This is a genomic window from Cardiobacterium valvarum (assembly GCF_900460955.1).
In the GTDB taxonomy this organism is placed as follows: Bacteria; Pseudomonadota; Gammaproteobacteria; order Cardiobacteriales; family Cardiobacteriaceae; genus Cardiobacterium; species Cardiobacterium valvarum.
In genome coordinates this window covers 1,858,789-1,883,825 of the sequence record NZ_UFUW01000001.1, presented here as the reverse complement: position 1 = coordinate 1,883,825, position 25,037 = coordinate 1,858,789, and the positions used below count along the sequence as shown (strand labels likewise).

Genomic DNA, 25,037 nt, shown 5'->3' with positions numbered 1-25,037 from the left:
CTGACAGCGCTTATACTAAACTCGTTCCTGCCGCGCCCCGTGCGCGGTTTCTCTTTCAACCAGCCCGAAAACCATGAGCGACATCCTCTCCAACGACTACCGCGACCGCCGCACCTTCGCCATCATTTCCCACCCCGACGCGGGGAAAACCACCCTCACCGAAAAACTGCTGCTCTTTGGCGGCGCGATAGCACTCGCCGGCACGGTCAAAGGACGCAAGGCAGCGCGCCATGCCACCTCCGACTGGATGAAAATGGAGCAGGAACGCGGTATCTCCGTTACCAGCTCGGTGATGCAGTTCCCCTATAACGGTCGCGTCATCAACCTGCTCGACACCCCCGGCCACGAAGACTTTTCCGAAGATACCTACCGCACCCTTACCGCCGTGGACTCGGCACTGATGGTCATTGACTGTGCCAAAGGCGTCGAAGAACGCACCATCAAGCTGATGGAAGTCTGCCGCCTGCGCGACACCCCCATCTTCACTTTCATCAACAAGCTTGACCGCGAGGGACGTGAGCCGATGAGCCTGCTCGATGAAGTCGAAGACGTGCTGAAAATCCGCTGCGCGCCCGTCACCTGGCCGATTGGCATGGGACGCACCTTGCGCGGTGTCTATCACCTGCTGGAAGACAGGGTCTATTTTTACGACGCGGGCAAAGGCGCGCTGGTCAACAACGGCGAAGAAGTGCAGGGCCTCGACAACCCGCGCCTTGACGAACTCCTGTCCGACACCATCGCCGCCTTCCGCGACGAAATCGAGCTGCTGCGCGAAGCGGGTAACCCCTTTGATCATGATGCCTACCTGCGCGGCGAATTGACGCCGGTGTACTTCGGCTCGGCGATTGGCAACTTCGGCGTGCGCGAAATGCTGAACGGCTTTGCCGAATACGCCCCTGCGCCGCGCGCGCGGCAGACCACGGCGCGTGCCGTTGCCCCGCAGGAAGACAAATTCAGCGGCTTCGTCTTCAAAATCCAGGCGAACATGGATCCGAAACACCGTGACCGCATCGCCTTCATGCGCATCAATTCCGGCACCTTCACCCCCGGCATGAAACTGCGCCAGGTGCGTCTCGCGCGTGACGTGAAAATCCCCGACGCACTCACCTTTCTCGCCGCCGAACGCGAACACATCAGCAGCGCCGTCGCCGGTGACATCATCGGTATCCACAACCACGGCACCATCCGCATCGGCGACACTTTTACCGAAGGCGAAGACCTGCAATTCACCGGCATCCCTGATTTCGCGCCGGAACTCTTCCGCCGCGTCCGCCTGAAAGATCCGCTGAAAATGAAAGCGCTCCTGAAAGGGCTGGAACAACTCTGTGAAGAAGGCGCGACCCAATTCTTCAAACCGCTGATTGGCAACGACCTCATCCTCGGCGCGGTCGGCGTGTTGCAATTCGATGTTGTCAAAGAGCGCCTCAAAACCGAATACAACGTCGAGTGCCAGTTTGAAGGGGTAAATGTCGCCACCGCGCGCTGGGTAGAAGCGCCGGATGATAAAGCGCTGAAAGCCTTTACCGACAAAAACCAGGCAAACCTCGCCCACGACCACTACGGGCAGCTGGTGTACGTCGCGCCCAGCCGCGTCAACCTGCAACTCACCCAGGAACGCCACCCCGACATTGGCTTCGCCGCTACCCGCGACCATTTGGCGCAATAAATCCGGAGGAAACCATGGCCGTTATTGAAGGCTTCCGCGTGCAAAACTTTCGCGCCTTGCGCGACATCACCCTCGGCAAAGTGTCATATGGGCAAAACGCCACAGCATTGACACCCTTCACCGTCGTCATCGGTAAAAACGGCGCCGGCAAAAGCACGCTGCTTGATGCTTTCGGCTTCATCGCCGACTGCCTCGCTACCGATGTGGAAACCGCCTGCGACATGAAACAGCGCGGCGGCTTCGAGCGTCTGCGCAGCAAAGGTACGGATGAACCTATCCGCTTTGAAATCTATTACCGCGAATCCAAAAGCGAGCGCCCCATCACCTACGAACTCGCTATCAACCTTGATAAACACGAGCGTCCTTACGTCGAATCAGAAACCCTCAAACAGCGGCGTAAAGGGCAAAAACACGGCCAACCCTTCCCCTTTCTCCGTCTTAATCACGGCAAAGGCACCGCTTGGGCCGGTCAAGATGCTGTCGAAAGCGAAGAAGACAGCAGCAAAATTCCCGTCGAATTGACCGATCCGCGTCAACTCGGCATCGCCACCCTCGGCACCCTGCGCGAACATCCGCGTATCCAGCGTTTTCGCGACTTCCTGAAAAGCTGGTATCTGTCCTACTTCTACCCTGATGCTGCGCGCACCCTGTCCAATGCTGGAGCGCAGCGCCACCTCAACATCCACGGTGACAACATCGGCAACGTCGTGCAATACATGGAGCGCGAACACAAAGAAAGATTCCGCAAAATCCTCCTCCGTATTGCCGAAAGAATCCCCGGCATCACCCATATTGACACCGAAGTTACCGCCGACAAACGCGTACTCCTGCGCTTCAACGACGGCGCCTTCACCGATCCCTTTTTCGCCCAGCAAATGTCCGATGGCACCCTGAAAATTTTTGCCTACCTGCTGCTTTTGGAAGACCCCGAACCGCCGCCCTTTATCTGTATCGAAGAACCGGAAAATGGTCTTTACCACAAGCTGCTGGAAACCCTGGCCAATGAATTCCGCGCCCATGCCACCGGCAAAAAAAATGCGCCGCAAATCTTCGTGACGACGCACCAACCCTATTTCGTTGACGCACTCTCGCCGGAAGAAGTATGGATACTGGAAAAAGGCAGCGACGGATTCTCCACCATCCGTCGCGCCTCCGACATCGCGCTGGTCAACCGTTTGGTGAAAGAAGGCCTGCCTCTGGGCGGACTGTGGTACAGCGACTATTTGGATCGGGCTTAACCATGCACATCGAATTCCTGGTTGAAGACGCCTCTGGTAAAAAACTGCTGAGTGCCTTACTGCCCAAACTGCTAGATCCGGCACACACATGGCGCATCCACGCTTACAAAGGAGTCGGCCATATTCCGCCCAACCTTAAAGGAACAACCGACCCAAACAAACGTATTTTGCTCGACAACTTGCCCCGCCTCCTGCAAGGCTATGCCAATACCCCCGGCATTGATGCTGTCGTCGTGCTGGTCGATACCGATAACCGCAACTGTGCGGCCTTCCTTGCCGAGCTTAACGCGTTGGTAGCGGTCAGCGCTCCCGCACTTACCGTCCTCATCCGCCTGGCCATCGAAGAAATCGAGGCCTGGTATCTGGGCGACAAGCACGCCCTATTGCGAGCTTACCCCACAGCCAGACAGCGCCAAGACAAACTCAAACGCTACAAACAAGACAGCATTTGCGGCACATGGGAACTCTTGGCCGACGTCATTTACCCCGAAGGCGCGACCGGCCTCAAACGCGACAAAACCGTCGGCAGCAAAAAATACGAATGGGCGGAAAACATAGCCCCCTTGCTCGAACCCGAACGCAACCTCTCACCCAGTTTCCGTAAATTCTGCGCCGGTATCCGCCGCCTGAGTGCAAATCCCTGAACCAGCCCAATGGCCAACTTGCGCATTCCGCGCAATAACCCCACTCACAAGGAGACCCCATGAACTACCACAACGGCTTTTTCAGCTCGCGGGTCAAATGGAGTTCGTACGACTAACGGCATGAAAATCGCCGCTATCTGTTGCTGACACGCAACAAAAACCTTGCCCGCCCGCCCCCGCATCCCTGTAATCCGCGCCCGTTTTATCCCGATTCACTTAACCGCAAGGAGGTTCCCATGATGCGTACCCGCACGACTGACATCACTCCCTGCAATCACAACGCCTGAGCGGCTTCCCATTCTTCCGCCCGCTTGTGATTGCGTCTTTCACCGAACAATCACAGGATTCCTATGGGCAATTAAAAAGCCGTGGTCATCATTGCCGACCACAAAACCACCCCCGAAGGCAGCGCCATTGAGCAACTCAACCGCACTGCCGCCCTTGCTCACATTGACGCTGCCGCCGGTATGCCTGACCTGCATCCGGGGCGCGGCTATCCCGTTGGTGCCGCATTTTGCAGCCACAGCCACCTCTATCCCGCCCTCATCGGCGCTGATATCGGCTGCGGCATGAGCCTGTGGCAGAGTGACCTTGCCGCGCGCAAAACCAGTGCGGACAAGCTACTGCGCCGCATCGGCGAACTTGAAAGTCCGCTTGATGACGACTGGCTGCCGCATATCGTGGCCACAGGCATCACCGCCGACCACCCCTACCGTCACGCCCTCGGCACCATCGGCGGCGGCAACCACTTCGCGGAAATCCAGCGCGTTGATGCCGTCCTTGCCCCTGCGCAACTGCCGCCGGATTTCGACGCGGATGCCTTGTGCGTCCTCGTCCACAGCGGTTCACGCGGTTATGGCGGCGCTATCCTGCGCGCGCACATCAAGCAGCACGGCCATGCGCCGCTTGCCGCCGCAAGTCCGGATGCCGCCGCTTATCTCGCCGCGCACGACGCTGCCGTTGCTTACGGCAAAGCAAACCGCAGCCTCATCGCCGCCCGCCTTGCGCAAAACCTCGGCGCCACGCTGCACCCCGTCAGCGACACCGCGCACAACCAGCTCGTGCACACGCACCTGAACGGCGTGGATGGCTGGCTGCACCGCAAAGGTGCGGCCGGCCTCGTTGTTATCGCCGGATCGCGCGGCAGTGCCAGCTACCTCGTCCGCCCGGCCGGACGGGATGTAGGCAATCTTGCCAGCCTTGCCCACGGTGCCGGACGCAAATGGCAGCGTGGCGCCTGCAAAGCGCGCCTGTCCGGCAAATACCGTCCGAAAGAACTGCTGCGCAACCCCTACGGCGGCCATATCATCTGCGCCGACAAAACCCTGCTTTACGACGAAGCGCCGCAGGCCTACCGCAACATTGAGCACACCATCGCGGCCCTCACCGACTTCGGCCTTATCGAGCCGGTGCTGCGCCTCACGCCCGTCCTCACCTACAAAACGCGGGGGGATGCCTGATGAAACTGCAAATCAGCGCCGCACACGGCCCCGGCGAATGCGAACGAGCCGCCGCCTTTGCCCTGCAACGTCTCAGCGCCGAAGCTGCCGCGCATGGCATCCGCGTGGAAATCCACGACGAACGCCGCAGCCGGCACGGCATCCAGTCTGCCGTCATCACGTTAAGCGGCGACGAGGTGGCAGCCTTCGCCGCGCGCTGGCAGGGTACCATCCAGTGGATCTGGCAAAGCCGCATCCGCCCCAGGCATCCGCGCAAAAACTGGTACATCGGCATCTACCCGCTGGCAGAGACCGCTCCCGTTGCGCGGGGTGACATCCTCATCCAAAGCTGCAAAGCGGGCGGCAAAGGCGGGCAGCACGTCAACAAAACGCGCAGCGCGGTGTGGGCGACGGACAGCGTGAGCGGCCTGCGCGTCAAAGTGCAGGCGGAACGCTCGCAGCATGCGAACCGCCGTCTCGCGTACCAACAACTGGATGCGCGCCACGCTGCGCTGGTGGTGGAACGGGAGGCCGTGCAGCGACACGCGCAACACTGCCGCCATTTCCAGATTGAACGCGGCAATCCGGTGCGCATCTTTGTCGGCGACGACTTTCGCGAACGCGCTTAATCCTTTCACCAAAATCAAAGCCCCGCCCTGCGGGGCTTTTTTGAGGATGACCGCCAAGCGGGATAAAACCTGAGCTCGTGGACAACCAGCGGGGGAGGGCGTCGGTATCTTTTATTTCCTGCTGCAGACTTCGCGGTTCCAGAGGCAGATGGAAACCGGGGTATCTTGAGGCGGTATCCAACCCTTGACGGCGGTGATGGTCCACACGTCGTCTTTGTCCGGTTTGATGGTAGCGATGATCTCTTCACCGTCCACACCGGCTTTGAGTTCGCGGCTATTGCTCAACCAGCCGGATTTTCCAATGGTAATAGGCATATCCGAGTCGCAGATAAGTTTGCCGATGTTGACTTCCACTTCGCCGCCCTTGCGCCATGAATAGAGGCGGATGCGGTTTTCCGCGATGTCTTTCGCGCCGGATGCGGCGATAGCCGTTTGGCATTTGGCTTCGGCGACGGCGCTGTTGTGCGCCCGGACGCGTTGTTCGCAGCTATCAAAGGCACGCTGGATGGTGTCTGGGACACGGTAGGCATCCGGGCAGGCATCGCTGCTGAGAGCGCTGTCGGGGGATGCGGCAATTTTGGCGTCTATGTCGCTCAATATGAGTTTGGCGATGCGTTCGCGGGCGGGTTCGAGCGCGGCTTCTGCTTTGGCGATGGCTTCGTCAGAGGCGTTATTGACACGCGGCAGCTGCAGCCAGTCCACTTCGCGGGCAGCGGCAATGCTGTTAATGCTGTCCGCATTGGCGATGGCTTTGTTGAGGGCGGCTTGTGCCATGTGTGCCGGGGCGATTTCCGCGCATTGCTGGACGAGGTCGCGCATACCGGTTTGTTCAAAAAGTTCTTCGCAGAGTTTATATTGCGAGCGGTACTCTTGCTCTGCCAGCGCTTTGTCAATAATGGCAGGGATATCACCGCTGATTTTGTTTTTGATGGTTTCGCGTTTTTGCCCCAGTGCGCCGCCGCTCATCAGGTCGATATCGTCGTTTTTCAATTTGTATTGTTCGCGCAGCGTTTTATCTAGCGTCAGGCCGCCGGTTTTGACGAGGGTGTCGTGGTCATCCGGCAGGGCGAGCATTTCCTTGATTTTCGGGATGATAGCCTGGTAGGTGTCGGCTGCCTGGGTGATCGTTGGGAAGTTGTCTACAATCCAGTCAGCAGCATCACCCTGCTTGCAATTGCGCAGTTGATCAATGGTTTCTTGCGCTATGTCGCGGGTCCAGAAGGCAAACGGGATGCCCGTAGCGATTTGCAGGCGTTCGGAGGTATTGGCATACCACCCGCTGAACATGTTGAGGCGGTCGCATAGCGCTTTTGTAGAACGGCGGGCCAGCATCGGATCAAGACCGGTTATGGCCAGGCGGTAAGCGATAAGGGCGTTTTCATATTTTTGTGCGGCAGCGGCATTATCGTAACGGCGAAAAAGTCCTCTGGGCCCCATGTCGGCATTAAGCAGCGGTTGCACAGTAGAGAGATAGTCTTTGCCATCGCCCGTGATGGGCATAGTGGCGACTTTTTGCCGACGGTCGGCGAAAGCGCGCGCCCAGTAGTCGCTGCGCGCCTGATCAATCGCCTGTTTGGTGGCGGTCCGATCGAGTTCGGGCAGCATATCCGCCGGAGGCACGGCAGTTTCGGCTTCGGCAACGCTGCGCACACCTGTCGCATCGGTGCCGGCAGTTTTCAGGAGATCCAGCAGGGCTTGTGCTTCTTCCAGTGGCGGCTTTCTTGCACTGAGGGTGAAGGGGGTGCAGTCTTCATTAACTTTGCCGTCCCAGCCCAACCAGGTGGCTTTGTTGTCTTTGACGCGTAACCCGATACTGCCGTCGCGAAATTCACCGCCGTTTTTGCCCCATTCAGCTTCACCTTTGAGGTGGTAGTAACTGTCTTCTTCAACAAGGTAATAGCGAAGATCGACATTGGCGGGTTTGCCCTCGCTTACGGCGAGGTTGAGGTAACCCGGTGATTTGCACTGGTACATACCGCCGTAGTACTGCGTGGCAGCGAAGCTGGCCCCGCTGGTGAGCAGGGCAGCGGTGAGCAGGGTAATGCGTAATTGCATGGCGTATTCTCCTGTGAGGTTGAGGGTTTTATACCAACTCCCTTGGTACGCCGCGAGAAGGCGGTGCCCCATTAAGCAGCGTGAGTATGGGAAGCGGCCGGTGAGGGGGCTTTGGGGTCATGTACGAAGCCTACCGGGGTTAACGGGTTGGCATAGTTAAAGCGCAAAAAAAATAGTAATAGCAAAATGAACAAAAAATAAAGCAGAAACGGCGTAATTTTTCACATAACACACCCACAGACGGGGAAAAAACCGATACAGTGGCCCCCCCTACAACACATGAGGAAAAATCATGCAAAGACTCGCCCTTGCCCTGGCCATCGCCACTGTCGCTCTCACCGGTTGCGAAGACAAAAAAGCGGCAGAACCCGCCAAACCTGCCGCTGCCAGCACCCCTGCGGCTTCCGCTCCTGCCGCCGCACCCGCAGAGGCCACTCCGGCTGCCGCCCCTGCTGCAAGCCAAGCGGCATTCAGCGGCACTTACAAAGGTGTCCTGCCTTGCGCAAGCTGCCCGGGTATTGATACCACCCTCATCATCAACGATGACGGCAGCTACGAACTGACCACGCTGTTCCTCGAAGAAAAAGACGCCAAGCCGGAAACCGTGCGCGGCAAATACAGCCTGAACGAAGACAAAACCCTGCTACGCCTCGACGAAGCGGGCAACGGCTACGTTTACTTCATCGGCGACGGCCTCCTGGAAATGCGTGACGACGACGGCACCACCGGCGAACGCAACGCGGACGAACAAGCCAATTACCGCCTGAAAAAACAATAAACGGCGGCTGGCAAAATGAAAGGCAGACTGTGGTCTGCCTTTTTTATGTCCGATTAGCGCGGTACCAGTGAGTGTAGAGAGGCTCCTGCGACCATTCACCCGAGCCTCCGCTGGGCAGGCTCAGTATTTATCCCGCTTAGTGGGCCCAGTATTTACGCCGCTTGGCGGGCCCAGTGTTTACGCCGCTTGGTGGGCCCAGTATTTACGCCGCTTGGCGGGCCCAGTGTTTACGCCGCTTGGCGGGACCAGTATTTACGCCGCTTGGCAGGTCCAGTGTTTACGCCGCTTGGCGAGCCCAGTATTTACGCCGCTTGGCGGGGCCAGTGTTTACGCCGCTTGGCGGGCCCAGTATTTACGCCGCTGGGCGGGCTCAGTATTTATCCCGCTTGGTGTGCCCAGTGTTTGTGCCGCTTGGCGAACGTTGCCGCAAAAAAAACAGGCATCCTCGCGGATGCCTGTGTGTAGTGGTAAAGGGTTTTACCAGCCTTTGACGGCGGCGCCTTTGAAGGCTTTTTCGGCGGCCTCTTCGACTTCTTTGCTTTGGTAGGATTCGACGAATTTTTTGACTTCGTCTTTGTCTTTATCGGCGGTGCGCACGACGATGATGTTGACATAGGGCGAATCGGCGTCTTCCATGAAGAGGGAATCTCGTTTCGGGATGAGGCCCGCGTTCACGCCGTAGTTGGAGTTGATGATGGCGAGATCAACGTCGGGCAGCACGCTCGGCACTTGTGAGGCTTCGATTTCGCTGATTTTGTAGTTGTGCGGGTTTTCAGCGATGTCCATCACGCTTGCTTCGAGGTTGGTGTTGTCTTTGAGTTTGAGCAGGCCCTGTTTGTCGAGCAGGATGAGGGCGCGCGCGCCGTTGGTGGGGTCGCCCGGGATGGCGATTTTGGCACCGTCTTTGAGTTCTTTGATGTCTTTGATTTTTTTGCTGTAAGCGCCAACGGGATAGACGAAGGTGTTGCCAACGGCGACGAGGTCAAGGCCGCGCTCTTTGGTGATGACGTCGAGGTAGGGTTTGTGCTGGATGGCATTGGCGTCAATGGAGCCGTCGGAGAGGGCGACGTTCGGCATGACGTAGTCTTCGAATTCGATGACTTCCACGTCCAGGCCGTGTTTTTCTTTGGCGATTTTGGCGGCGATGTGCACGAGTTCGCCTTCGGGGCCGGTCATCGCGCCGACTTTGAAGGGAGCGGCCTGGGCGACGGCGGCAAGGCCGGCGATGAGGGCGGCAAGGGTCAATTTCTTCATGGGTTTTCTCCGGTTAGGTTGGGATTAGCGGTGATCGAAGCGGCGGGCGAGGGCGTCCCCCAGCCACTGGATGTTCTGCACCAGCACGACGATGATGCAGACGGTGTAGAGCATGATGTCCGGGCGGTAGCGCTGGTAGCCGTAGGCGTAGGCGACTTTACCGAGTCCGCCCGCGCCGAGGGCGCCGGCGATAGCGGAATAGCCGATGAGGGCGATGAGGGTGATGGTAAGGGCGTTGATGATGCCGGGCAGGGCTTCGGGCAGCAGCACTTTGCGCATGATTTGCGTAGGGCTTGCGCCCATGGCCTGTGCTGCTTCGATGAGGCCGCCGGGGACTTCGTTCAGCATGTTTTCCACCATGCGGGCGATGAAGGGGACGGCGGAGAGGGTGAGCGGGACGATGGCGGCGGTGTTGCCGATGGAGACGCCGACGATGAAGCGGGTGAAGGGCACGATCCACAGGGCGAGGATGATGTAGGGGATGGAGCGGCCGATGTTGACGATGATGCCGAGCGGGTAATAGACGTAGGGGTTCGCCAGGAAGCGGCCACGTCGCGTTGCATAGAGGATGAGGCCGAGCAGGGTGCCGAAGATGGCGGCGATGAGGGTCGCGCTCAGGGTCATGTAGAGGGTTTCGCAGGCGCTGACGAGCATGAGCCAGGCGGTGTCGCCGATGAGGGCGTGCAACCAGGCGGTAAAGGCGCCCCAATATTGTTGGAGGTTATTCAACATAGCCGAGGATTTCCGTGCTGACGGGTTGGGTGGTGAGGTAGGCGAGGGCGTCGCGGGTCTGCCCCGGTTCGCCGATGATTTCGGCGACGAGCAGACCGTGGCGGGTGCTGCTGCCGATGTGTTCAATTTTGGCTTGAATGATGCTGATGTTGACGCCAAAGCGTTTGGTCAGCGAGGAGAGGACGGGTTCGTCGATGTGGTGGCCGAGGAAGCCGATTTTGACGACGGAGTGCGTGCCGGCGGGTTTGAGGCGCCTCTGGTAGTCCTCCGGCAGGTCGAAGCGCTGGGTTTGCGCAACGAATTGTTTGCCAAGCGCCGAGGCGGGCGCGGTGAAGAAGGTGCTGACGTCGGCGGTTTCGACCAGTTGTCCGCCGTCGATAAGGGCGACTTTGTCGCAGATGTGTTTGACGACTTCCATTTCGTGGGTGATCATCAGGATGGTCAGCCCCAGTTTTTCATTGATGTTTTTCAACAGGTTAAGGATATCTTCGGTGGTTTTCGGATCGAGCGCCGAGGTCGCTTCGTCCGAAAGCAGCACTTGCGGCTCGGCGGCGAGTGCGCGGGCGATAGCGACGCGCTGTTTTTGGCCGCCGGAGAGTTGCGCGGGGTAGTGCCCGGCTTTGTCTTCAAGGCCGGTCAGCGCCAGCAGGGGTTGCACTTTGGCGGCGATGTTTTTTTTGTCCGCACCGATGAGTTCCAGCGGCAGGGCGATATTGGCGTAGACGGTGCGGCTGGAAAGCAGGTTGAAGTGCTGGAAGATCATGCCGATTTTGTGACGCGCGCGCAGCAGCCCGGCGGGATCAAGTGCGGTGAGGTCTTCGCCGGAGACAATGACGCGGCCGCTGTCGGGGCGTTCGAGCAGGTTGACGCAGCGGATGAGGGTGCTTTTGCCCGCGCCGCTTTGTCCGACAACGCCGTAGATTTCGCCCGGGGCGACGTGCAGGTTGATGTCGCGCAGGGCGTGGATGTCTTGGCCTTTGTGGCGGTAGGTTTTTTGCAGGTGTTGCAGGGTAATCATGGTTCTGTAAATGCGGGAAAGGCGGGCGATTATGTGCGCTTGCTATGGGGCGGTCAAGCGGGGAAGGGCGGCGGTGTGAGTGCTATTTGGCATGGGGTTATAACCATTCCGGATAGAACGGATGCGGTCAGATGCGCCAGCACATGCAGATGATTTGCCGGGTCCGCCAAGCGGCGTCGTTGCTGAGCCTGCCAAGCGGTGTAAACACCGGGTCCGTCAAGCGTCGCAGGTGGTATGAGCCTTTGTTGTACCCGAAGGGGTACCTGGTTTTAGTTCTATCGAAATCAGGGGCCGGGCATGTTTGGGGGCGTTCAGGCGAGCAATCCTTCTGCGGCGAAGCAGTCGCGGTAGGCCGCCGCTTTTTGTGCCAGCGGCAGCGGGTAGGCGCGCGAGGATGAGGGTAGGCGGTACAGGTGCAGGGGGCGGGCGGCGAAAGTGGTGCTGACCGGTGCGCCGATACGCGGGGCAGCGGTCGTGGCCGGCAGTTGCGTGAGCAGGGTGGCAGTCGCGAGAGCACCGGTGGTGATGATGGCACGGCAGGCGGGAAGGCGGTCAAGCAGTGCCGCAAGATTCAGGGGCTCAAGGATGCGTAGCGATTGGTCGGCGGCATTGCCGCGCAGACGTTCGACGCGTTGCGCGGTGTCGCTGATGGCGATGCCTGTTGCTGCTAGGAAGGTGCGCAGTTCGGCTTCGCGGAAGCCTTTGCCGTCGGCGGTGAGGAAGTGATCGCGGTCGGCAAAGAAGATGAGGCCGAAGATGCGCCACATGTCGTTTTGCAGGTTTGGGTAGTAGAACGGCATTTTCCAGCGCGTCTGCGGCGGCGGGAAACTGCCCAGCATGAGCAGGCGGGCCGCAGGCGGCAGGAAGGGGTCAAGCGGGTGGGTTTCGATAACGGCGGGCATATCGGCGGGGGAAGTGTCCGTCATGCGCCCTGGTAATCGCAGGGGTATTCGCTTTTTAGCGCCGCTGCTTTGTCGAGCACGCTGCGGCGCATTTCGTCCTGGTAGGCGGCGATGCGCTCGCGCAGGGCGGGGTCGTGGCTGGCGCAGATGCGCAGGGCGAGCAGGGCGGCGTTTTTTGCGCCGTTCAGCGCTACGGTGGCGACCGGTACGCCCGCCGGCATTTGCAGGATGGAGAGGATGCTGTCCCAGCCGTCGATGGAGTTGCTGGAATGTATCGGTACGCCGATGACCGGCAGCGGGGTGATGGCGGCGACCATGCCGGGCAGGTGTGCTGCGCCGCCCGCGCCGGCGATGATGACGTTGAGCCCGCGCCCGGCGGCGGTTTTGCCGTAGTCGAGCAGGCGTTCCGGGGTGCGGTGCGCCGAGACGATGGTGAGTTCGTAGGCGGTATGGAATTGTTCACAGGTGCGGGCAGCGTCCTGCATGATGCGGAGGTCGCTGTCGCTGCCCATGATGATGCCGATTTTGTGCATGTGGGTTCCTTGTGGGATGGGTATAGTCGTTTCAAATAGGACTGTGACAAGGCGGCGAGCCGAGGACTGTTCAGACAGTACGGCGAGCGGGCCGATGCGGTACCGGTTCTATTTGGAACGCCTATATCAGTCGTCTTCCCGCTCGCTGAGGGTTCTCCCCGCATGGGTAATGAGCAGGTCTGCCAGTGAGGCGGCAGAAGGTTCGAGCCAGTCTGCATCCATGACACCCATGCCGACTTCATAGAGGGCACCGCTGCGGTCGATGAGGATGGCCTGGCCGCCGCTATCGTCGCCAATCATGAGGTAGTCCGGCAGATAGGTCGGGACTTCGTAGTCGTGGTTGCGCGTGGCGAGGTCTTCGGCGGCATAAAGGACGAGGCAGCAGTCGCTGTACAGGCCGTTCGTGAGGCGCAGCAGGGCGCGATACTCCGGTGGGAAGGGGATGTTGGATGCGTCTTCCGCCGCGTTGATAGCAGTATCTGTGGCAGGCGGGTGGAGGGTGAAGTGTGGGTTGGCGGTGAGGTTGGCGCGGGTCAGCATGGTGGTTTCTGGGTGGGGTTTGTACCGTTGTTTTTTGCTCGGCGGGATGTCGCCAAGCGGCGTGGTTGCGGGATTTTGTCGCTGCGCGATGTGTTAAAGACAACTTGCCGCAGGGCGGGCTTCAGCCCACTAGAATGATGCGGATGGTGGGCTAAATCCCACCCTGCGAACGCTGTTTTATTTCTTGGTTTTATTTCCTGGGTTCGGTTTTAGTGGTAACTCACCACCCGCACGGCTTTGCGGATTTTGTCGATTTTGGCTTTGAGTGCGGGTTCGTGGTCGGCCAGCACGGTGATGTGCCCCATTTTCCGTCCCGGACGGGTTTCGGCTTTGCCGTACCAGTGGATGAAGGTTTCATCCAGCGCCAGGACTTCGTCCAGGCCTTCGAGGACGGCGGGGCCGCTGTGTCCGTAGGCGCCGATGAGGTTCACCATCGCGGCGAGGCGGTACTGTTGCACGGAGGCAAGCGGCATGCCGGCGAGCAGGCGCCACATTTGTTCGAACTGGGAGTTGGCGCAGGCTTCGATGGTGAGGTGGCCGCTGTTGTGTACACGCGGCGCGGTTTCGTTGATCCAGATTTCACCGCTCTGGGTGACGAACATTTCCACGGCGTAGAGGCCTGCCGCGCCGAAGGCCTGCACGAGTTCGACGGCGAGTGCCTGGGCGCGTTTGCGGATGTTGGCATTGAGGAAGGTCGGCATTTGCACGTAGTCCACAAGGTTGAGGACTTTGTCGAAGACCATTTCCACGACGGGGTACACAGCAGTTTTGCCGTCGTCATCAGCGGCGACGATGACCGCGATTTCGTGCGCGATGGGGCAGAGGGTTTCGATGACGGAGGGCACGTCGCGCAGTTTCGGCAGGTCTTCTTCGGTGACGATGACTTGCACGCCTTTGCCGTCGTAGCCGCCGGTGCGGGTTTTTTGCACGAAGGGCAGCGGGATGCGTTCGAGGTCAACATCGGCGAGGCTGTCGGCGAGGTAGAACGGCGCGGTGGGCAGTTTGTGGTCGGCATAGAATTGTTTTTGCAGGCCTTTGTCCTGGATGATGCGCAGGACGCGCGGCGCGGGGATGACGCGTTTGCCCGCCGCTTCGAGTTCTTCCAGGGCTTCCACCGAGACGTGCTCAATTTCGATGCCGACGGCGGCGGCGTCTTGGGCGAAGTTGAGCACGGTTTGTTTATCGTTGAAGTCGCCCTGTTTGAAGAGGCCGGTCATGGCAGCGCAGGGCGCGCGCGGGTCGGGGTCGAGAACGGCGACCGGCATGGGGTAGTCCGTCGCTTCTTGCAGGAACATTTTGCCGAGCTGGCCGCCGCCGAGGATGGCGAGTTTCATGGTTCTCTCCTTGTTTCAGTCGCGTATGAGGATGGCGTTTGCCACATCCAAAAGGCGGCTGGGTTTATCCTCGCCGCCGAGTGCGCCCGCAATCACCGGCAGGGCGGGGAAGTAGTGTTGCACTTCCGCCGCGCTGCGCGCCGGTGGCGCACCGCTGGGGTTGGCGGAGGTGGAGATGAGCGGGCTGTCCGCCCAGGCGCAGAGTTGGCAGACGAGCGGGTGACGCGAGACGCGGATAGCGATACGCCCCGTGGCTTCGTCGCGCAGCCAGGCGGGGACGTTATCGGCAGCGGGCAGGATGAAGGTGGTGGCGCGGTCGGCGGCCTCCTGTTCGAGGCGGGCGACGAGCGCGGCATCCAATCCTGCCACCCAGTCGTGGCACTGCGCCCAGTCGGCGGCGACCAGCAGCATCCCCTGTCCGGGGCGGCGTCCGCCTTTCAGGCGCAGGATTTGCGCGAAGGTGTCAGCATCCTGCGGATCGCCGCCGAGGCCATACACCGCTTCGGTCGGATAAGCAAAAACCTGCCGCGAGTGCAGCAGGCCAAGGAAGGTGGTTTTGTCCGGCGCGAGCAGCATCAGTAGGTGCGTGTGATGGGGCAGTCAAGCAGTTGCGCCTGATAGAGGGCGGCGCGGTCAGCGACTTTGTCGCTGATGGTCATCAGCCACGGTTTGGCGAGGAAGCTGCGGTTCTCAAAGCCGCCCAAGCCTTCGTGGTAGGCAAGGTACTGGTTTTTCACGTCGTTCAGGTCAACGCCATTCCTGATAACGTTCTGGTTGGCATACCAGCCGATGAAATCCACCGCGTCATCAAAGCGCTCGCGCGAGACGTTCTGCCGGCCGCGTTTCAGTTGATACCATTCCCAGGTTGGCTGCTTCACCTGCGCATAGCCATACGCCTGCGAAGAACTCATCGCCGTCGGGTTGAAGCGGGATTCCTGATGCATGAAAGCGAGTACATACCACGGCTCGATATGCCAGCGGATCTTCGTCGCATCCAGCGCTTCTGCCCAGTGCGGGCGCTGGCTGAGCAGCACACAGGCATTTTCCATGGAAGAGACGGCAGGTTGCGGCTCATTCTGATAACGCGGGTCGCGCGGCGCGAAATTGTCCCAGGGATCCTGCCCCATATCGGCACTTGCCGGCTGATGACGCGGCGGGTGGCGATGATGCTGCCGCTGATACGACGAACACGCCGTCAAAACCAGTAAACCGAGAAGACATAACAGCCCGTGCAAACGCATTGAAGCCCCATATAACCTGATAAAATGCCGCATTCTACACCGCCCTATGGCGAACCCAAACAGCAACGCACGAGGACATCATGAGCCAAACCCAGGAAGCCGCCAACTTCATCAAAAACATCATCGAAGAAGACCTGAAAAACGGCAAAAACGACGGCCGCATCGTCACCCGTTTCCCCCCCGAACCCAACGGTTACCTGCACCTCGGCCACGTCAAATCCATCTGCCTCAACTTCGACATGGCGAAGCGCTTCGGCGGCTACTGCAACCTGCGCTACGACGATACCAACCCCGAAAAAGAAAACGAAGAATACATGGCGAGCATCCAGCGCGACGTGCACTGGCTCGGCTTCGACTGGAAACACCTCAACCACGCCAGCGACTATTTCCCTGAGCTACTGGACTATGCCTTCCAGCTTATCGACAAAGGTCTCGCCTATGTGGACAGCCAGAATGCCGAAGAAATCCGCGAAAATCGCGGCACCCTGACCGAACCCGGCCGCAACAGCCCCTACCGTGAACGCAGCATCGAAGAAAACCGCGCCCTCTTTCAGGAAATGGTGGACGGCAAACACCCGGACGGCAGCCACGTCCTGCGCGCCAAAATCGACATGGCCTCGCCCAACATCAACATGCGCGACCCTGTCATCTACCGCATCCGCCACGCGGCACACTTCCACGCCGGTGACTCGTGGAAAGTCTATCCGATGTACGATTACACCCACTGCCTCTCGGATATGCTCGAAGGCATCACCCACAGCCTCTGCACCCTCGAATTCGAAGATCACCGCCCGCTCTACGACTGGGTACTGGACGTGCTAGACACCCCCTGCCATCCGCAGCAAATCGAATTCGCCCGCCTCTCGCTCGAATACACCGTCCTTTCCAAACGCCGTCTTATCCAGCTCGTGCAAGAAAAGCACGTGAGCGGCTGGGACGACCCGCGCATGCCGACCATCGCCGGTATGCGGCGGCGTGGCATCCCCGCCGGGGCGTTGCGCGACTTCTGCCGCAAAATCGGCATCAGCAAAGCTGACGGCACCATTGCTATCGACTACTTCGAAAGCACCATCCGCGACTACCTGAACGAACACGCTGCGCGCCGCATGACCGTCGTCCGCCCGCTCAAGCTGACCATCACCAGCCTGCCGGACGACCATGAAGAAACCTACCAGCTGCCGAACCACCCGCAGGATGACAGCCAGGGCAGCCGTGCCGTACCGTTTGGCAACACTCTTTATATCGAGCAGGACGACTTCGCCGAAGAACCGCCGAAAAAATGGAAACGCCTTGCGCCCGGTCAGGCGGTGCGTCTGCGTGGCAGCTACGTCATCACCTGCGACGAAGTTATCAAAGACGCTGCGGGCAACATCATCGAACTGCGCTGCCACCACGACCCGGATACCCTCGGTAAAAACCCCGAAGGCTACAAAGCGAACGGCGTCATTCACTGGGTTAGCGCCCGCCACGCGCGCGACTGCGAAATCCGCAACTACGAGCGCCTCTTCAGCCAGCCCGACCCGATGGCAGCGGATCACTTCCTCGATACCATCAACCCGCACTCGCTCACCATCATCACTGGCGCGAAAACCGAACCGGCCTCACCGGCGGAAGCGGGCACCGTGTACCAGTTCGAACGCCTCGGCTACTACGCCGTTGACCCGGACAGCACGACGGACAACCCCGTGTTTAACCGCACCGTCGGACTGCGCGACGGCTTCAAATAAGCGCAACGACGCATGGCGACAGCAGCGCGTGCCAAACCGGCTTGCCGCCGGGTTGCGACCTTCACAGCACTGTCGATGCCCAATCAACTGCTGCAACTCACCGCCTTATCACTATTCGCCTTTCTGGCATTCACCTGGATACAGGCGGGTGAGTGGTATCAAACAATACTGGCCGTTGGCGTGCTGCTTGAACTGGGACAAGAATGGCTGCACAAGCGTCGCCATCGTGAAGCTAACGCCGTGCGTTATATCGCTGCCAGTGACAGCTTCATACTGCTGGCCCGACGCTTTCTGCGTTGGCAGCGGCTTGCCACCTATCCCGCAGCCAACTACACCGGTTTGTATTGCTGCAAAAGCACCCGGCACGGCACGGAAATCTGGCTGACGGGCAAGGACGGCGTGGACGCATTGCTCATCCGTGTGCATTACACCTTGCGCGACAACAACGCTGCTGCACGACGCTTTGCCCGCGCTATCAGCAAAGCCAGCGGACTGCCGTTTTTGTACTGAATCGTGCAGAGACTGCCTCGTTGCGATAATCACGCCGCTTGACGGCCAGTAACAACGCCGCTTGGCGAACCCAGTACTGACGCCGCTTGACGGCCCAGTAACGAGGCCGCTTGGCGAATTTCGTCGCATACTAAGGCGCAAGGCAACATCAAAAGAGAGGTTCATCATGCTGAAATGGCTTTCCTTGGCGCTGGTCGCGACCGGCATCCTGCACAACACCCTGGCATTCATCCTGATGGGCGATACCCTGCGGCGGCTGTGGCGTAGCGGCCTGATGGCCGCCGTGCGTGCCGATGACGCCGCCGCGTTCGCCCTGCTGTGGTTCATCGTGGCTGGTTTTGCCCTGATGCTGATTGGCGCGGCATTCTGGCAACTGGCGGATGCAGGCCGCCTCGGTTGGTCGCTGATCCTGGGATTGTGGGCGCTGGCGGCGGGTATTTGCCTGCTCTTCCCGCAGCCGGGGCCGTTTTTACTGCTCGCGCTTGCCTGTGCCTTCGTGCTTGCGAAGGCAGGCGGGGCGGGATAGGCTGCCATTTCTTTCCATCCTGTCGTGAGGTCATCATGTCCATAAAAAGCCTGCCTGCCCTGGAAACCGCGCTGGCGCACCGCTCCATCCGCAAATTCAGCGACAAACCCGTGCCGCCGGAGACACTGGCTGCGTTAATGGATGCCGGACGGATGGCATCCACCTCAAATCATCTGCAATGTGTGTCCGTCATCCGCATCACGGATGCGGCGATTCGTGCCGGCATCCGCCGTGCCGCGTCAGACATGGCTTATGTGACGGAATGTCCGGAGTTTCTGCTTTTCTGCGTCGATTTCCACAAACACCACCTGCTCCTGCCAGAAGCGCAGACCGACTGGGCGGAAGCGCTGCTAATCGGTGCGGTGGATACCGGCATCATGGCGCAGAACGTGCTCCTGGTCGCGGAATCGCTCGGCCTCGGCGGCGTCTATATCGGCGCGCTGCGTAACGACATTGCGGCAGTAGCGGAACTGGTCGGGCTGCCCGCACATTGTTTGCCGCTAGTCGGTCTCTGCCTCGGCTATCCGGCGCAGGACCCGCCCGTCAAGCCGCGTCTGCCGCAGGAGGTGGTGCTGCATGAGAACCGCTATCGCGACCCCGACCCGCAAGCGTTCGCCGTTTACGATGAAGAACTGCGCGCTTATTACACGGCGCGTACGGGCGAGGCGCGGGATTGGCTGGATGCGGTGCAAAACACGCTAGACCAGCCACTGCGTCCGCATGTGTTGGCGTTTTTGCAGGCGCAGGGATTTATACGGCGATGAAAACGTGGTGGATGATGGCGGCGCTGCTATTGCTCGCTGCCTGTCAGCGGGAACGCCGACCGTTCGACGGACCTTGGGTCATGGCGGCAAAAACGCCGCTGGAAAGCCCCGGCTGCGCGGCGCGCAGCTGCCCTGAGGTGCATGATCCCGTCTGCGTGACCTTCGATGCAGACGGGCGGCGGCAGAGACTAACCTTTGTCAATGCCTGCCATATGTGCATCGCGCCCGAACATATCGTCAGCATGCAGGCGGGAGAATGCCCGCGTTAATGAGGATTGCGGGTAATGCTGACGAGCCCGGCGGCGATGATGATGGCGATGCCTGCCATTTCCTGCCAGCCGAGCGTTTCGCGGAAGAGATAGTGGCCGAAAACGACGGAATAGACGACGGTCAAATAAGAAAGCGCGGCGACGGTGAATTTCTGCCCGACGGCATAGGCGCGGGTGAGCGCCAGTTGCGCGGTGAGACCGCTCGCACCAATGCCGAACAGATAGGGCAGGGCGGCAAGCGGCGGCGCGTGCCAGCCTTGAGCGGTGGCTAGCATGGCGCTCATCAGGGTGCTGACCAGCGAAAAATAAAAAACGATGCGCCAGGCGGGTTCACCGGTGGCGCTCATCTCGCGTAACTGCAAATGGGCGAGGCCGGTCGCCGCCGCGCCGAAAAGACCGCAGGAAAGCCCCCAGGCCTGCCCGGCGGAAAAGCCCGGACGCAGCAGTACGACGACACCCATCAGACCAATGATCAGCACGGCGACGGTGCGGTGGGTGATGTGTTCATGCAGGAGGATAAAAGACAGCAGAGCGAGGAAAATGGCCGAGCTGTAGCCGAGCGTGACGGCGGTGGCCAGCGGCAACAGCGTGAGGGTGTAGAAATAGAGGAGAGTGGAAACACTGCCGGAAACACTGCGGATGACGTGTGCGCGCAGATGCTGCGTGGCAAAACGCTGCCCGCGCAGCAGGGCAAAACCGCCCAGGGCAAGCGTGGCGGGCAGATTGCGCCAGGTGGCGAGTTCGTTGGAAGAAAAAGGGAAATGCTGCGCGCTGGCTTTGGTGATGACACCCATCAGGGCAAAATTCAGGGAAGAAAACAGCGACCAAAGCACCCCGCGCCAGGCGGGGGAAAGAAAGCGGGACATGACGGCGTGACGGAAGCAAAGAGGCGGGCATTATAGCGGCGTGGTTGCCGGACAGCGGCGGGAGGGCAGGATGGGACAGCAAACAAAGCGTGCAGCAACAAAACCACAACTTCACCACTTGGTGAGCCCAGTAACTGCGCCGCTTGGCGAACTCAGTATTTATCCCGCTTGACGGGGCGAGTATTTACGCCGCCTAGTGCGTACCGAACGGGATAAAATCCGGGTTTGCGGCAATTACCAGCCTTGTCACGGTACGATTTTTCTTCTTTTTGACGACGTAGAGACGTTGCAGGGAACACCTCTACAAACTCCAGCATTCATCCTGCTTGACTGTACGCTTGTAAAGAACGCGAAAGGCAGGAGGTTCCTGCTGAAAATATCCGATGGTCACCAGTTTTTTTGTCAATATCTCTTAACATGTTATTTCTACACAGATCCATATGTAAAATAATTGCTGAAAACAACATTTTATAGTAAGATTCACCCGATTCTATAGATTCACCCGATTCTATAGATTCACCCGATTCTATAGATTCACCCGATTCTATAGATTCACCCGATTCTATAGATTCATATTTTGACTCTATAGGAAACGTAAACATTTTATAGAGGAAAATATGGCAAGTTATATAGAAGGGAACCTCTCCAGTGGAGAAAGTATTTATTACCGTGCACAAGTATCTTGGTTGTCCCAGATTGGGCGTTTTGCACTGGCAATTATCTTTATATTGATAGCAATGGGTGCTGAAGAAGGTGTGAGCATATTCTTCGGGATCTTTGCATTTTTTTTACTGATAAATGCTGTGCTAAACGTGATAAATACGGAAATGGCTATTACCAATAAACGTGTGATCGCAAAATTTGGCCTTATCCGTCGTAACACTATAGAAATGAATCTGAACCGTATTGAAAGTATAGCCATTAATCAGGGAATTTTGGGACGTATCTTTGACTTTGGCTCAATCGGGGTTCGGGGAACAGGCGGTGGACAGGCACCGGTTCCGTTTATTGCACGGCCACTGGAATTCAGGCAGCAACTAAATAATTTATTGGAAGAAGAAGGACTAACTAAATAATGATTTAGATAAAAAACCCGCGTTAGGCGGGTTTTTTTTGTCCTCTGGATCTTGAAGAAGAAATGACAAGCTGTGGTGGGTATCTTTCCTTCATATTCAATAAGATATGGGTGTTACGGCACGTCCTGCCACCACGTCCGCTGCGGCGGTTCGCGGTAGTCGAAGACTTCACCGATATAGGGTGTTGCCACGGTGAGCGGGGTTCTGGCAGCGGCTTTACGGAAGCGTTCGATCGGCTCTTGCCAGGTGTGGCTGGAGAGATCAAATTTTGCCCAGTGAATCGGCAGCACGGTTTGCGCGCCTACGTCCACCGCCGCCTGCACGGATTGTTCCGGCTTCATGTGGATGTTCGCCCAGTGGCTGTTATAGGCGCCGTTTTCCATCAGCACGATGTCAAACGGCCCGAAGCGTTTGCCGATGTCGGCGAAGTGCGCGCCGTAGCCGCTGTCGCCGTTGTAGAAGAGGCGGTAAGCGGGCGATTGCACCACCCATGAGCCCCACAGGGTTCTGTTGCGGTTGATGAAGTTGCGGCCACTGAAATGGCGTGCGGGAGCGAGGGTCAGGCGGATGTCGCCCAAGGTTGCTGCTTCGAACCAGTCCATTTCGGTGATTTTCTCGTCGGCGATGCCCCAGCGTTGCAGGTGCGCCTTGACGCCAAGCGGAACGTAGTAATGCCCCACTTTTTTGTCCAGTTCGCGGATGGCGCGGTAGTCGAGGTGGTCGTAGTGGTCATGCGAGATGAGGACGGCATCGAGCGGCGGCAGGTCGGCGGGCAGGGTAGGGTGGCTTTGCGGGAATGGTTTGCCGCCGAAGGGCAGGGGAGTGGCGCGGTAGAAAACGGGGTCGGTGATAAGGCGCTTGCCCGCCATCTGGAAGAGCACGGTAGAATGGCCGAACCAGACGAGGCGACCATCTTCGAGTTTATCCGCGCGCAGTGGTTCGCTTGGCAGCGGCGTGGCCGGGTTCTTGCCTTCCGGCGGGGTGAAGTAGCCGAGGAGCCAGGCAAGGGTGGAGTAGTTTTTGCCGTCCGGCGTGATGAGCTCGGTCGGTTCGAGGTTTTGGAAGAGGGTGCCGTTGTAGTGTTCGGAAGCCCGGATTTTGGTGAGACTGGCCGCATCCGGTTTGCCGCCGAAGGTTGGGTGGAAATGGATATAGGCGGTGACGGTAAGCGTCAGCAGCACGGTGAGGATGAGGAGCCATTTCAGGGTTTTCAGGGCGAGGAACAGGAGGTTCATGAGGATTCTGTTGGCAAAGGGCGGCTCTCGCCGGTAAGGTCGGGGCAGCAGTTTGAGGTGGGCAGGACCAAGGGCTTCGCGCAGGAGAGGTGCAGGGGCGGCTTTAATCCAGGTATTTGCTCGCTTCGCGGATGCTGAGTGCGCTCAGGCCGTCCCGGTGTGCGGCGATGTAGTGCCGCACCCAGGCAGCGTCGGTTTTGCTGTATTGGCGCAGCGCCCAGCCGATGGCTTTGTTGATGAAGAATTCGCGCTGGTTGAGGTTGTTGTTGATGACGGTTGCGAGCAGGGTGGTGTCGGTGGCGTCTTTGGCGAGCAGTTGTGCGGTGATGGCGGCGCGGCGCAGCCAGTAGTCGTCAGCGCGGCTCATGGCCTCTATGGGCGCTCGCGCTTGCGGGCAGCGGCGCAGGATGTCGCCGAGCGGGTGGATGAAGCTGTCCACGCTGTCCCACCAGGCGTTGCGGCTGATGAGGATTTGCAGGCGGGGGATGTCCGCTGCGGTGAGTTGGTTTTGTTTGGCATGCAGGTAGTCCGCCGCGATGTAGTGCATTTCGCGGTAAGGACTGGCCCAGCAGGTGTCGATAAAGGCCCAGTCCACCGTCCGCCCTTTGTCCGCCCGGAGATACGGCTTACCTATCTGGCGCCGCTCCGGCGTGGCGACGCCGAGAAAGGTGAAGCGGTTTTTCATGTAGGCGGCCATTTGTGCCGCTTTTTCAGGTACGGCAATGGCACGCAGGGCGGTGAGGATGGCTGGGGCGTCCATGGTTCAGTTCCCCACCAGTTGCCACAGCAGGCACTGGTGGGCGACGGCGTCGGCGAAGTCGGGTACACTGTGGCTGCCCGTGGCCAGGTCGGCATGAACGGCACGGTAGATGTCAATCAGGTTGTCCGCTGCCGCCGTGACCGGGTTGAAGGTATCCGTCCGTCCGCCGCGCGTCACGGTGATGGTCAGCGGTTCGTACTGGATGTGGCCGCTGTTGCCCGTCGCGCTGATGCGGCAGTTGTCGCATTCGATGTCCATGCGCAGGCCGCTGAGGGCGCCGGAGTAGATGGCGTTAATCAGCCCGCCGTCAGCGGTTTGCCCGCTGAACAGGACGTTATCGGTGGCGGTGCGCGGGATGGTTTCGCCGGTGTCTGCGAGATAAACCTGCGGGAAGGCGCAGCGGGTGAGTGCCGCCATGTGCGTCAGCTCGCCGAAGAGGTAGCGCAGGGCGGCGAGCAGGTGGGCGAAGGGGATGGTGAGGGTGTTGACGCCGTTTTCCTGCGCCTGTGCGTAGCGGTAGCGCGAGACGGTTTGCCGCGCCCGCGACGGGTCGCCGCCGAGAATGGTGCAACTGCGCATTGTGCCGCTTGCCGCGTCATCAAGGATGGCTTTCAGGCGGCGGACATAGGGCGAATGCGTCGCTTGCAGGCCGATGAAGGTGCGGCAATGGTAGTGGTCGGCGAGGTCGGTCAACGCCTGGGATTGCGCAGGATCGGTACCGAGTGGCCATTCGCAGTAGATGGCTTTGCCGCTGGGGATGATGCTTTCCAGCAGGGCACGGTGCTGCGGCAGGTTGACGGCGACGACGAGCAGGTCAATGTCATCGCGCGCCGCCAGTGCCGCCGCACTGGCAGTGTGATAAGGCACACCGTATTTTGCGGCGGCGGCAGCAGCGCTGGCGGGGCTGCCCGCTGCGAGGCCGTTCAGGGTGAAGTATTCCGGCAGGGCGCGCAGGGCAGGGTAGTGCGACATTGCGCCCCAGCCGCCGTTGGCGCTGAGGCCGATGATGCCGACGCGGATTTTTTGCATGGTTATGTCTCCTTATTCAAGCACGCGCGTTTCGCCGCTGACCGGATCATTGACGCTGACTTTGCCGTCGGCTTTGGCGACCGTCAGGGTGAAGAGGTGCGGCGCGGTGTTCGGGTCGCCGCCGCGCTGGCAGTGTGATAAGGCACACCGTATTTTGCGGCGGCGGCAGCGGTGCTGGCGGGGCTGCCCGCAGCGAGGCCATTCAGGGTGAAGTATTCCGGCAGGCGCAGGGCGAGGTAGTGCGACATTGCGCCCCAGCCGCTGAGGCCGAT

The 25,037-nt window shown here is 59.6% G+C and carries 27 protein-coding genes; 12 read left to right on the top strand and 15 right to left on the bottom strand.

From position 1 onward, the window contains the following. Positions 1-73: 73 nt before the first annotated feature. The 5 genes from DY250_RS09175 to prfH all read left to right on the top strand — a co-directional run bounded on the left by DY250_RS09175 (position 74) and on the right by prfH (position 5,616). Complete coding sequence (locus DY250_RS09175; protein WP_115612036.1) at positions 74-1,666, top strand: peptide chain release factor 3; 1,593 nt, start codon at positions 74-76, stop codon at positions 1,664-1,666. A gap of 14 nt (positions 1,667-1,680) precedes the next feature. Next, positions 1,681-2,904 carry an AAA family ATPase gene (locus DY250_RS09170; RefSeq protein ID WP_115612035.1) on the top strand — a complete coding sequence of 408 codons (1,224 nt, stop codon included), beginning with the start codon at positions 1,681-1,683 and terminating at the stop codon, positions 2,902-2,904. Positions 2,905-2,906: 2 nt separating this feature from the next. Next, positions 2,907-3,548 (top strand): DUF4276 family protein, encoded by a 642-nt coding sequence (locus DY250_RS09165; protein ID WP_115612034.1) that lies wholly within the window; start codon positions 2,907-2,909, stop codon positions 3,546-3,548. A 368-nt stretch (positions 3,549-3,916) separates the two neighbouring features. Continuing rightward, positions 3,917-5,008: an RNA ligase RtcB family protein gene (locus tag DY250_RS09160; protein WP_218565571.1), complete on the top strand. Its 1,092-nt coding sequence runs from the start codon at positions 3,917-3,919 to the stop codon at positions 5,006-5,008. Next, a complete protein-coding gene (gene prfH / locus DY250_RS09155; RefSeq protein ID WP_115612033.1) occupies positions 5,008-5,616 on the top strand; it encodes a peptide chain release factor H in 609 nt (202 codons plus the stop codon). Before DY250_RS09160 ends, prfH begins: the two co-directional genes overlap by 1 nt. Before the next feature lie 111 nt (positions 5,617-5,727). On the opposite strand, the gene DY250_RS09150 is transcribed toward prfH, so the two are convergent. Continuing rightward, a complete protein-coding gene (locus DY250_RS09150; RefSeq protein WP_115612032.1) occupies positions 5,728-7,671 on the bottom strand; it encodes a hypothetical protein in 1,944 nt (647 codons plus the stop codon). 292 nt (positions 7,672-7,963) lie between these two features. Here DY250_RS09150 and DY250_RS09145 point away from each other — a divergent pair, with 292 nt between their 5' ends. Further along, positions 7,964-8,449 carry a copper resistance protein NlpE gene (locus DY250_RS09145; protein ID WP_115612031.1) on the top strand — a complete coding sequence of 162 codons (486 nt, stop codon included), beginning with the start codon at positions 7,964-7,966 and terminating at the stop codon, positions 8,447-8,449. A 477-nt stretch (positions 8,450-8,926) separates the two neighbouring features. On the opposite strand, the gene DY250_RS09135 is transcribed toward DY250_RS09145, so the two are convergent. From DY250_RS09135 to DY250_RS09095, 9 genes are all read right to left on the bottom strand, one after another. Beyond that, complete coding sequence (locus DY250_RS09135; RefSeq protein WP_115612029.1) at positions 8,927-9,703, bottom strand: MetQ/NlpA family ABC transporter substrate-binding protein; 777 nt, start codon at positions 9,701-9,703, stop codon at positions 8,927-8,929. A gap of 24 nt (positions 9,704-9,727) precedes the next feature. Continuing rightward, complete coding sequence (locus tag DY250_RS09130; protein WP_115612028.1) at positions 9,728-10,435, bottom strand: methionine ABC transporter permease; 708 nt, start codon at positions 10,433-10,435, stop codon at positions 9,728-9,730. Continuing rightward, positions 10,425-11,453 (bottom strand): methionine ABC transporter ATP-binding protein, encoded by a 1,029-nt coding sequence (locus tag DY250_RS09125; RefSeq protein WP_115612027.1) that lies wholly within the window; start codon positions 11,451-11,453, stop codon positions 10,425-10,427. Before DY250_RS09125 ends, DY250_RS09130 begins: the two co-directional genes overlap by 11 nt. Before the next feature lie 311 nt (positions 11,454-11,764). Further along, on the bottom strand, positions 11,765-12,379 hold the full coding sequence (locus tag DY250_RS09120; protein ID WP_115612026.1) for a uracil-DNA glycosylase family protein: 615 nt from the start codon (positions 12,377-12,379) through the stop codon (positions 11,765-11,767). After that, entirely contained in the window at positions 12,376-12,888 is a 513-nt protein-coding gene (purE, locus tag DY250_RS09115; RefSeq protein ID WP_115612025.1) for a 5-(carboxyamino)imidazole ribonucleotide mutase, read from the bottom strand. Before purE ends, DY250_RS09120 begins: the two co-directional genes overlap by 4 nt. Before the next feature lie 126 nt (positions 12,889-13,014). Continuing rightward, positions 13,015-13,428, bottom strand: coding sequence for an SMI1/KNR4 family protein (locus tag DY250_RS09110; RefSeq protein ID WP_115612024.1), 414 nt, complete (start codon positions 13,426-13,428; stop codon positions 13,015-13,017). Between the two features lie 209 nt (positions 13,429-13,637). Further along, positions 13,638-14,762: a 5-(carboxyamino)imidazole ribonucleotide synthase gene (locus tag DY250_RS09105; protein WP_006985317.1), complete on the bottom strand. Its 1,125-nt coding sequence runs from the start codon at positions 14,760-14,762 to the stop codon at positions 13,638-13,640. Between the two features lie 15 nt (positions 14,763-14,777). Continuing rightward, positions 14,778-15,338, bottom strand: a complete 561-nt coding sequence (locus tag DY250_RS09100; protein WP_115612023.1) for an L-threonylcarbamoyladenylate synthase — start codon at positions 15,336-15,338, stop codon at positions 14,778-14,780. Then, a complete protein-coding gene (locus tag DY250_RS09095) occupies positions 15,338-16,003 on the bottom strand; it encodes a transglycosylase SLT domain-containing protein (protein ID WP_245951089.1) in 666 nt (221 codons plus the stop codon). Before DY250_RS09095 ends, DY250_RS09100 begins: the two co-directional genes overlap by 1 nt. Before the next feature lie 80 nt (positions 16,004-16,083). Here DY250_RS09095 and DY250_RS09090 point away from each other — a divergent pair, with 80 nt between their 5' ends. From DY250_RS09090 to DY250_RS09070, 5 genes are all read left to right on the top strand, one after another. After that, complete coding sequence (locus DY250_RS09090) at positions 16,084-17,730, top strand: glutamine--tRNA ligase/YqeY domain fusion protein (protein ID WP_115612022.1); 1,647 nt, start codon at positions 16,084-16,086, stop codon at positions 17,728-17,730. 75 nt (positions 17,731-17,805) lie between these two features. Continuing rightward, complete coding sequence (locus DY250_RS09085) at positions 17,806-18,240, top strand: hypothetical protein (RefSeq protein WP_115612021.1); 435 nt, start codon at positions 17,806-17,808, stop codon at positions 18,238-18,240. Positions 18,241-18,406: 166 nt separating this feature from the next. Further along, positions 18,407-18,766, top strand: a complete 360-nt coding sequence (locus DY250_RS09080) for a DUF6463 family protein (RefSeq protein WP_115612020.1) — start codon at positions 18,407-18,409, stop codon at positions 18,764-18,766. Positions 18,767-18,801: 35 nt separating this feature from the next. Next, on the top strand, positions 18,802-19,530 hold the full coding sequence (gene nfsA / locus DY250_RS09075) for an oxygen-insensitive NADPH nitroreductase (RefSeq protein WP_172542308.1): 729 nt from the start codon (positions 18,802-18,804) through the stop codon (positions 19,528-19,530). Beyond that, a complete protein-coding gene (locus DY250_RS09070; protein WP_115612019.1) occupies positions 19,527-19,799 on the top strand; it encodes an alkaline protease in 273 nt (90 codons plus the stop codon). The genes nfsA and DY250_RS09070 overlap by 4 nt, the downstream gene beginning before the upstream one ends. Here DY250_RS09070 and DY250_RS09065 read toward each other — a convergent pair. After that, positions 19,796-20,665 (bottom strand): DMT family transporter, encoded by an 870-nt coding sequence (locus tag DY250_RS09065; protein ID WP_115612018.1) that lies wholly within the window; start codon positions 20,663-20,665, stop codon positions 19,796-19,798. The two genes, DY250_RS09070 and DY250_RS09065, sit on opposite strands and share 4 nt — an antisense overlap. Positions 20,666-21,282: 617 nt before the next feature. Here DY250_RS09065 and DY250_RS09060 point away from each other — a divergent pair. After that, positions 21,283-21,741 (top strand): PH domain-containing protein, encoded by a 459-nt coding sequence (locus tag DY250_RS09060; RefSeq protein ID WP_115612017.1) that lies wholly within the window; start codon positions 21,283-21,285, stop codon positions 21,739-21,741. A gap of 113 nt (positions 21,742-21,854) precedes the next feature. Here DY250_RS09060 and DY250_RS09055 read toward each other — a convergent pair whose 3' ends face one another. From DY250_RS09055 to DY250_RS09040, 4 genes are all read right to left on the bottom strand, one after another. After that, entirely contained in the window at positions 21,855-22,976 is a 1,122-nt protein-coding gene (locus DY250_RS09055; RefSeq protein ID WP_245951088.1) for an MBL fold metallo-hydrolase, read from the bottom strand. A 103-nt stretch (positions 22,977-23,079) separates the two neighbouring features. Then, the gene (locus tag DY250_RS09050) at positions 23,080-23,736 is read right to left on the bottom strand and encodes a DNA alkylation repair protein (RefSeq protein ID WP_115612016.1); all 657 of its coding nucleotides are present in this window, start codon (positions 23,734-23,736) and stop codon (positions 23,080-23,082) included. Positions 23,737-23,739: 3 nt separating this feature from the next. Next, the gene (locus tag DY250_RS09045; protein WP_115612015.1) at positions 23,740-24,765 is read right to left on the bottom strand and encodes a Gfo/Idh/MocA family protein; all 1,026 of its coding nucleotides are present in this window, start codon (positions 24,763-24,765) and stop codon (positions 23,740-23,742) included. An 83-nt stretch (positions 24,766-24,848) separates the two neighbouring features. Then, positions 24,849-25,013, bottom strand: coding sequence for a hypothetical protein (locus DY250_RS09040; protein ID WP_174904603.1), 165 nt, complete (start codon positions 25,011-25,013; stop codon positions 24,849-24,851). Between the last annotated feature and the right edge of the window lie 24 nt (positions 25,014-25,037).

Bases quoted from the DNA above. Each gene is read 5' to 3' on its own strand.
- DY250_RS09175 (WP_115612036.1), top strand. From the start codon at position 74: ATGAGCGACATCCTCTCCAACGACTACCGCGACCGCCGCACCTTCGCC.
- DY250_RS09170 (WP_115612035.1), top strand. From the start codon at position 1,681: ATGGCCGTTATTGAAGGCTTCCGCGTGCAAAACTTTCGCGCCTTGCGC.
- DY250_RS09165 (WP_115612034.1), top strand. From the start codon at position 2,907: ATGCACATCGAATTCCTGGTTGAAGACGCCTCTGGTAAAAAACTGCTG.
- prfH (WP_115612033.1), top strand. From the start codon at position 5,008: ATGAAACTGCAAATCAGCGCCGCACACGGCCCCGGCGAATGCGAACGA.
- DY250_RS09150 (WP_115612032.1), bottom strand. From the start codon at position 7,671: ATGCAATTACGCATTACCCTGCTCACCGCTGCCCTGCTCACCAGCGGG.
- DY250_RS09145 (WP_115612031.1), top strand. From the start codon at position 7,964: ATGCAAAGACTCGCCCTTGCCCTGGCCATCGCCACTGTCGCTCTCACC.
- DY250_RS09135 (WP_115612029.1), bottom strand. From the start codon at position 9,703: ATGAAGAAATTGACCCTTGCCGCCCTCATCGCCGGCCTTGCCGCCGTC.
- DY250_RS09130 (WP_115612028.1), bottom strand. From the start codon at position 10,435: ATGTTGAATAACCTCCAACAATATTGGGGCGCCTTTACCGCCTGGTTG.
- DY250_RS09125 (WP_115612027.1), bottom strand. From the start codon at position 11,453: ATGATTACCCTGCAACACCTGCAAAAAACCTACCGCCACAAAGGCCAA.
- DY250_RS09120 (WP_115612026.1), bottom strand. From the start codon at position 12,379: ATGACGGACACTTCCCCCGCCGATATGCCCGCCGTTATCGAAACCCAC.
- purE (WP_115612025.1), bottom strand. From the start codon at position 12,888: ATGCACAAAATCGGCATCATCATGGGCAGCGACAGCGACCTCCGCATC.
- DY250_RS09110 (WP_115612024.1), bottom strand. From the start codon at position 13,428: ATGCTGACCCGCGCCAACCTCACCGCCAACCCACACTTCACCCTCCAC.
- DY250_RS09105 (WP_006985317.1), bottom strand. From the start codon at position 14,762: ATGAAACTCGCCATCCTCGGCGGCGGCCAGCTCGGCAAAATGTTCCTG.
- DY250_RS09100 (WP_115612023.1), bottom strand. From the start codon at position 15,338: ATGCTGCTCGCGCCGGACAAAACCACCTTCCTTGGCCTGCTGCACTCG.
- DY250_RS09095 (WP_245951089.1), bottom strand. From the start codon at position 16,003: ATGCGTTTGCACGGGCTGTTATGTCTTCTCGGTTTACTGGTTTTGACG.
- DY250_RS09090 (WP_115612022.1), top strand. From the start codon at position 16,084: ATGAGCCAAACCCAGGAAGCCGCCAACTTCATCAAAAACATCATCGAA.
- DY250_RS09085 (WP_115612021.1), top strand. From the start codon at position 17,806: ATGCCCAATCAACTGCTGCAACTCACCGCCTTATCACTATTCGCCTTT.
- DY250_RS09080 (WP_115612020.1), top strand. From the start codon at position 18,407: ATGCTGAAATGGCTTTCCTTGGCGCTGGTCGCGACCGGCATCCTGCAC.
- nfsA (WP_172542308.1), top strand. From the start codon at position 18,802: ATGTCCATAAAAAGCCTGCCTGCCCTGGAAACCGCGCTGGCGCACCGC.
- DY250_RS09070 (WP_115612019.1), top strand. From the start codon at position 19,527: ATGAAAACGTGGTGGATGATGGCGGCGCTGCTATTGCTCGCTGCCTGT.
- DY250_RS09065 (WP_115612018.1), bottom strand. From the start codon at position 20,665: ATGTCCCGCTTTCTTTCCCCCGCCTGGCGCGGGGTGCTTTGGTCGCTG.
- DY250_RS09060 (WP_115612017.1), top strand. From the start codon at position 21,283: ATGGCAAGTTATATAGAAGGGAACCTCTCCAGTGGAGAAAGTATTTAT.
- DY250_RS09055 (WP_245951088.1), bottom strand. From the start codon at position 22,976: ATGAACCTCCTGTTCCTCGCCCTGAAAACCCTGAAATGGCTCCTCATC.
- DY250_RS09050 (WP_115612016.1), bottom strand. From the start codon at position 23,736: ATGGACGCCCCAGCCATCCTCACCGCCCTGCGTGCCATTGCCGTACCT.
- DY250_RS09045 (WP_115612015.1), bottom strand. From the start codon at position 24,765: ATGCAAAAAATCCGCGTCGGCATCATCGGCCTCAGCGCCAACGGCGGC.
- DY250_RS09040 (WP_174904603.1), bottom strand. From the start codon at position 25,013: ATGTCGCACTACCTCGCCCTGCGCCTGCCGGAATACTTCACCCTGAAT.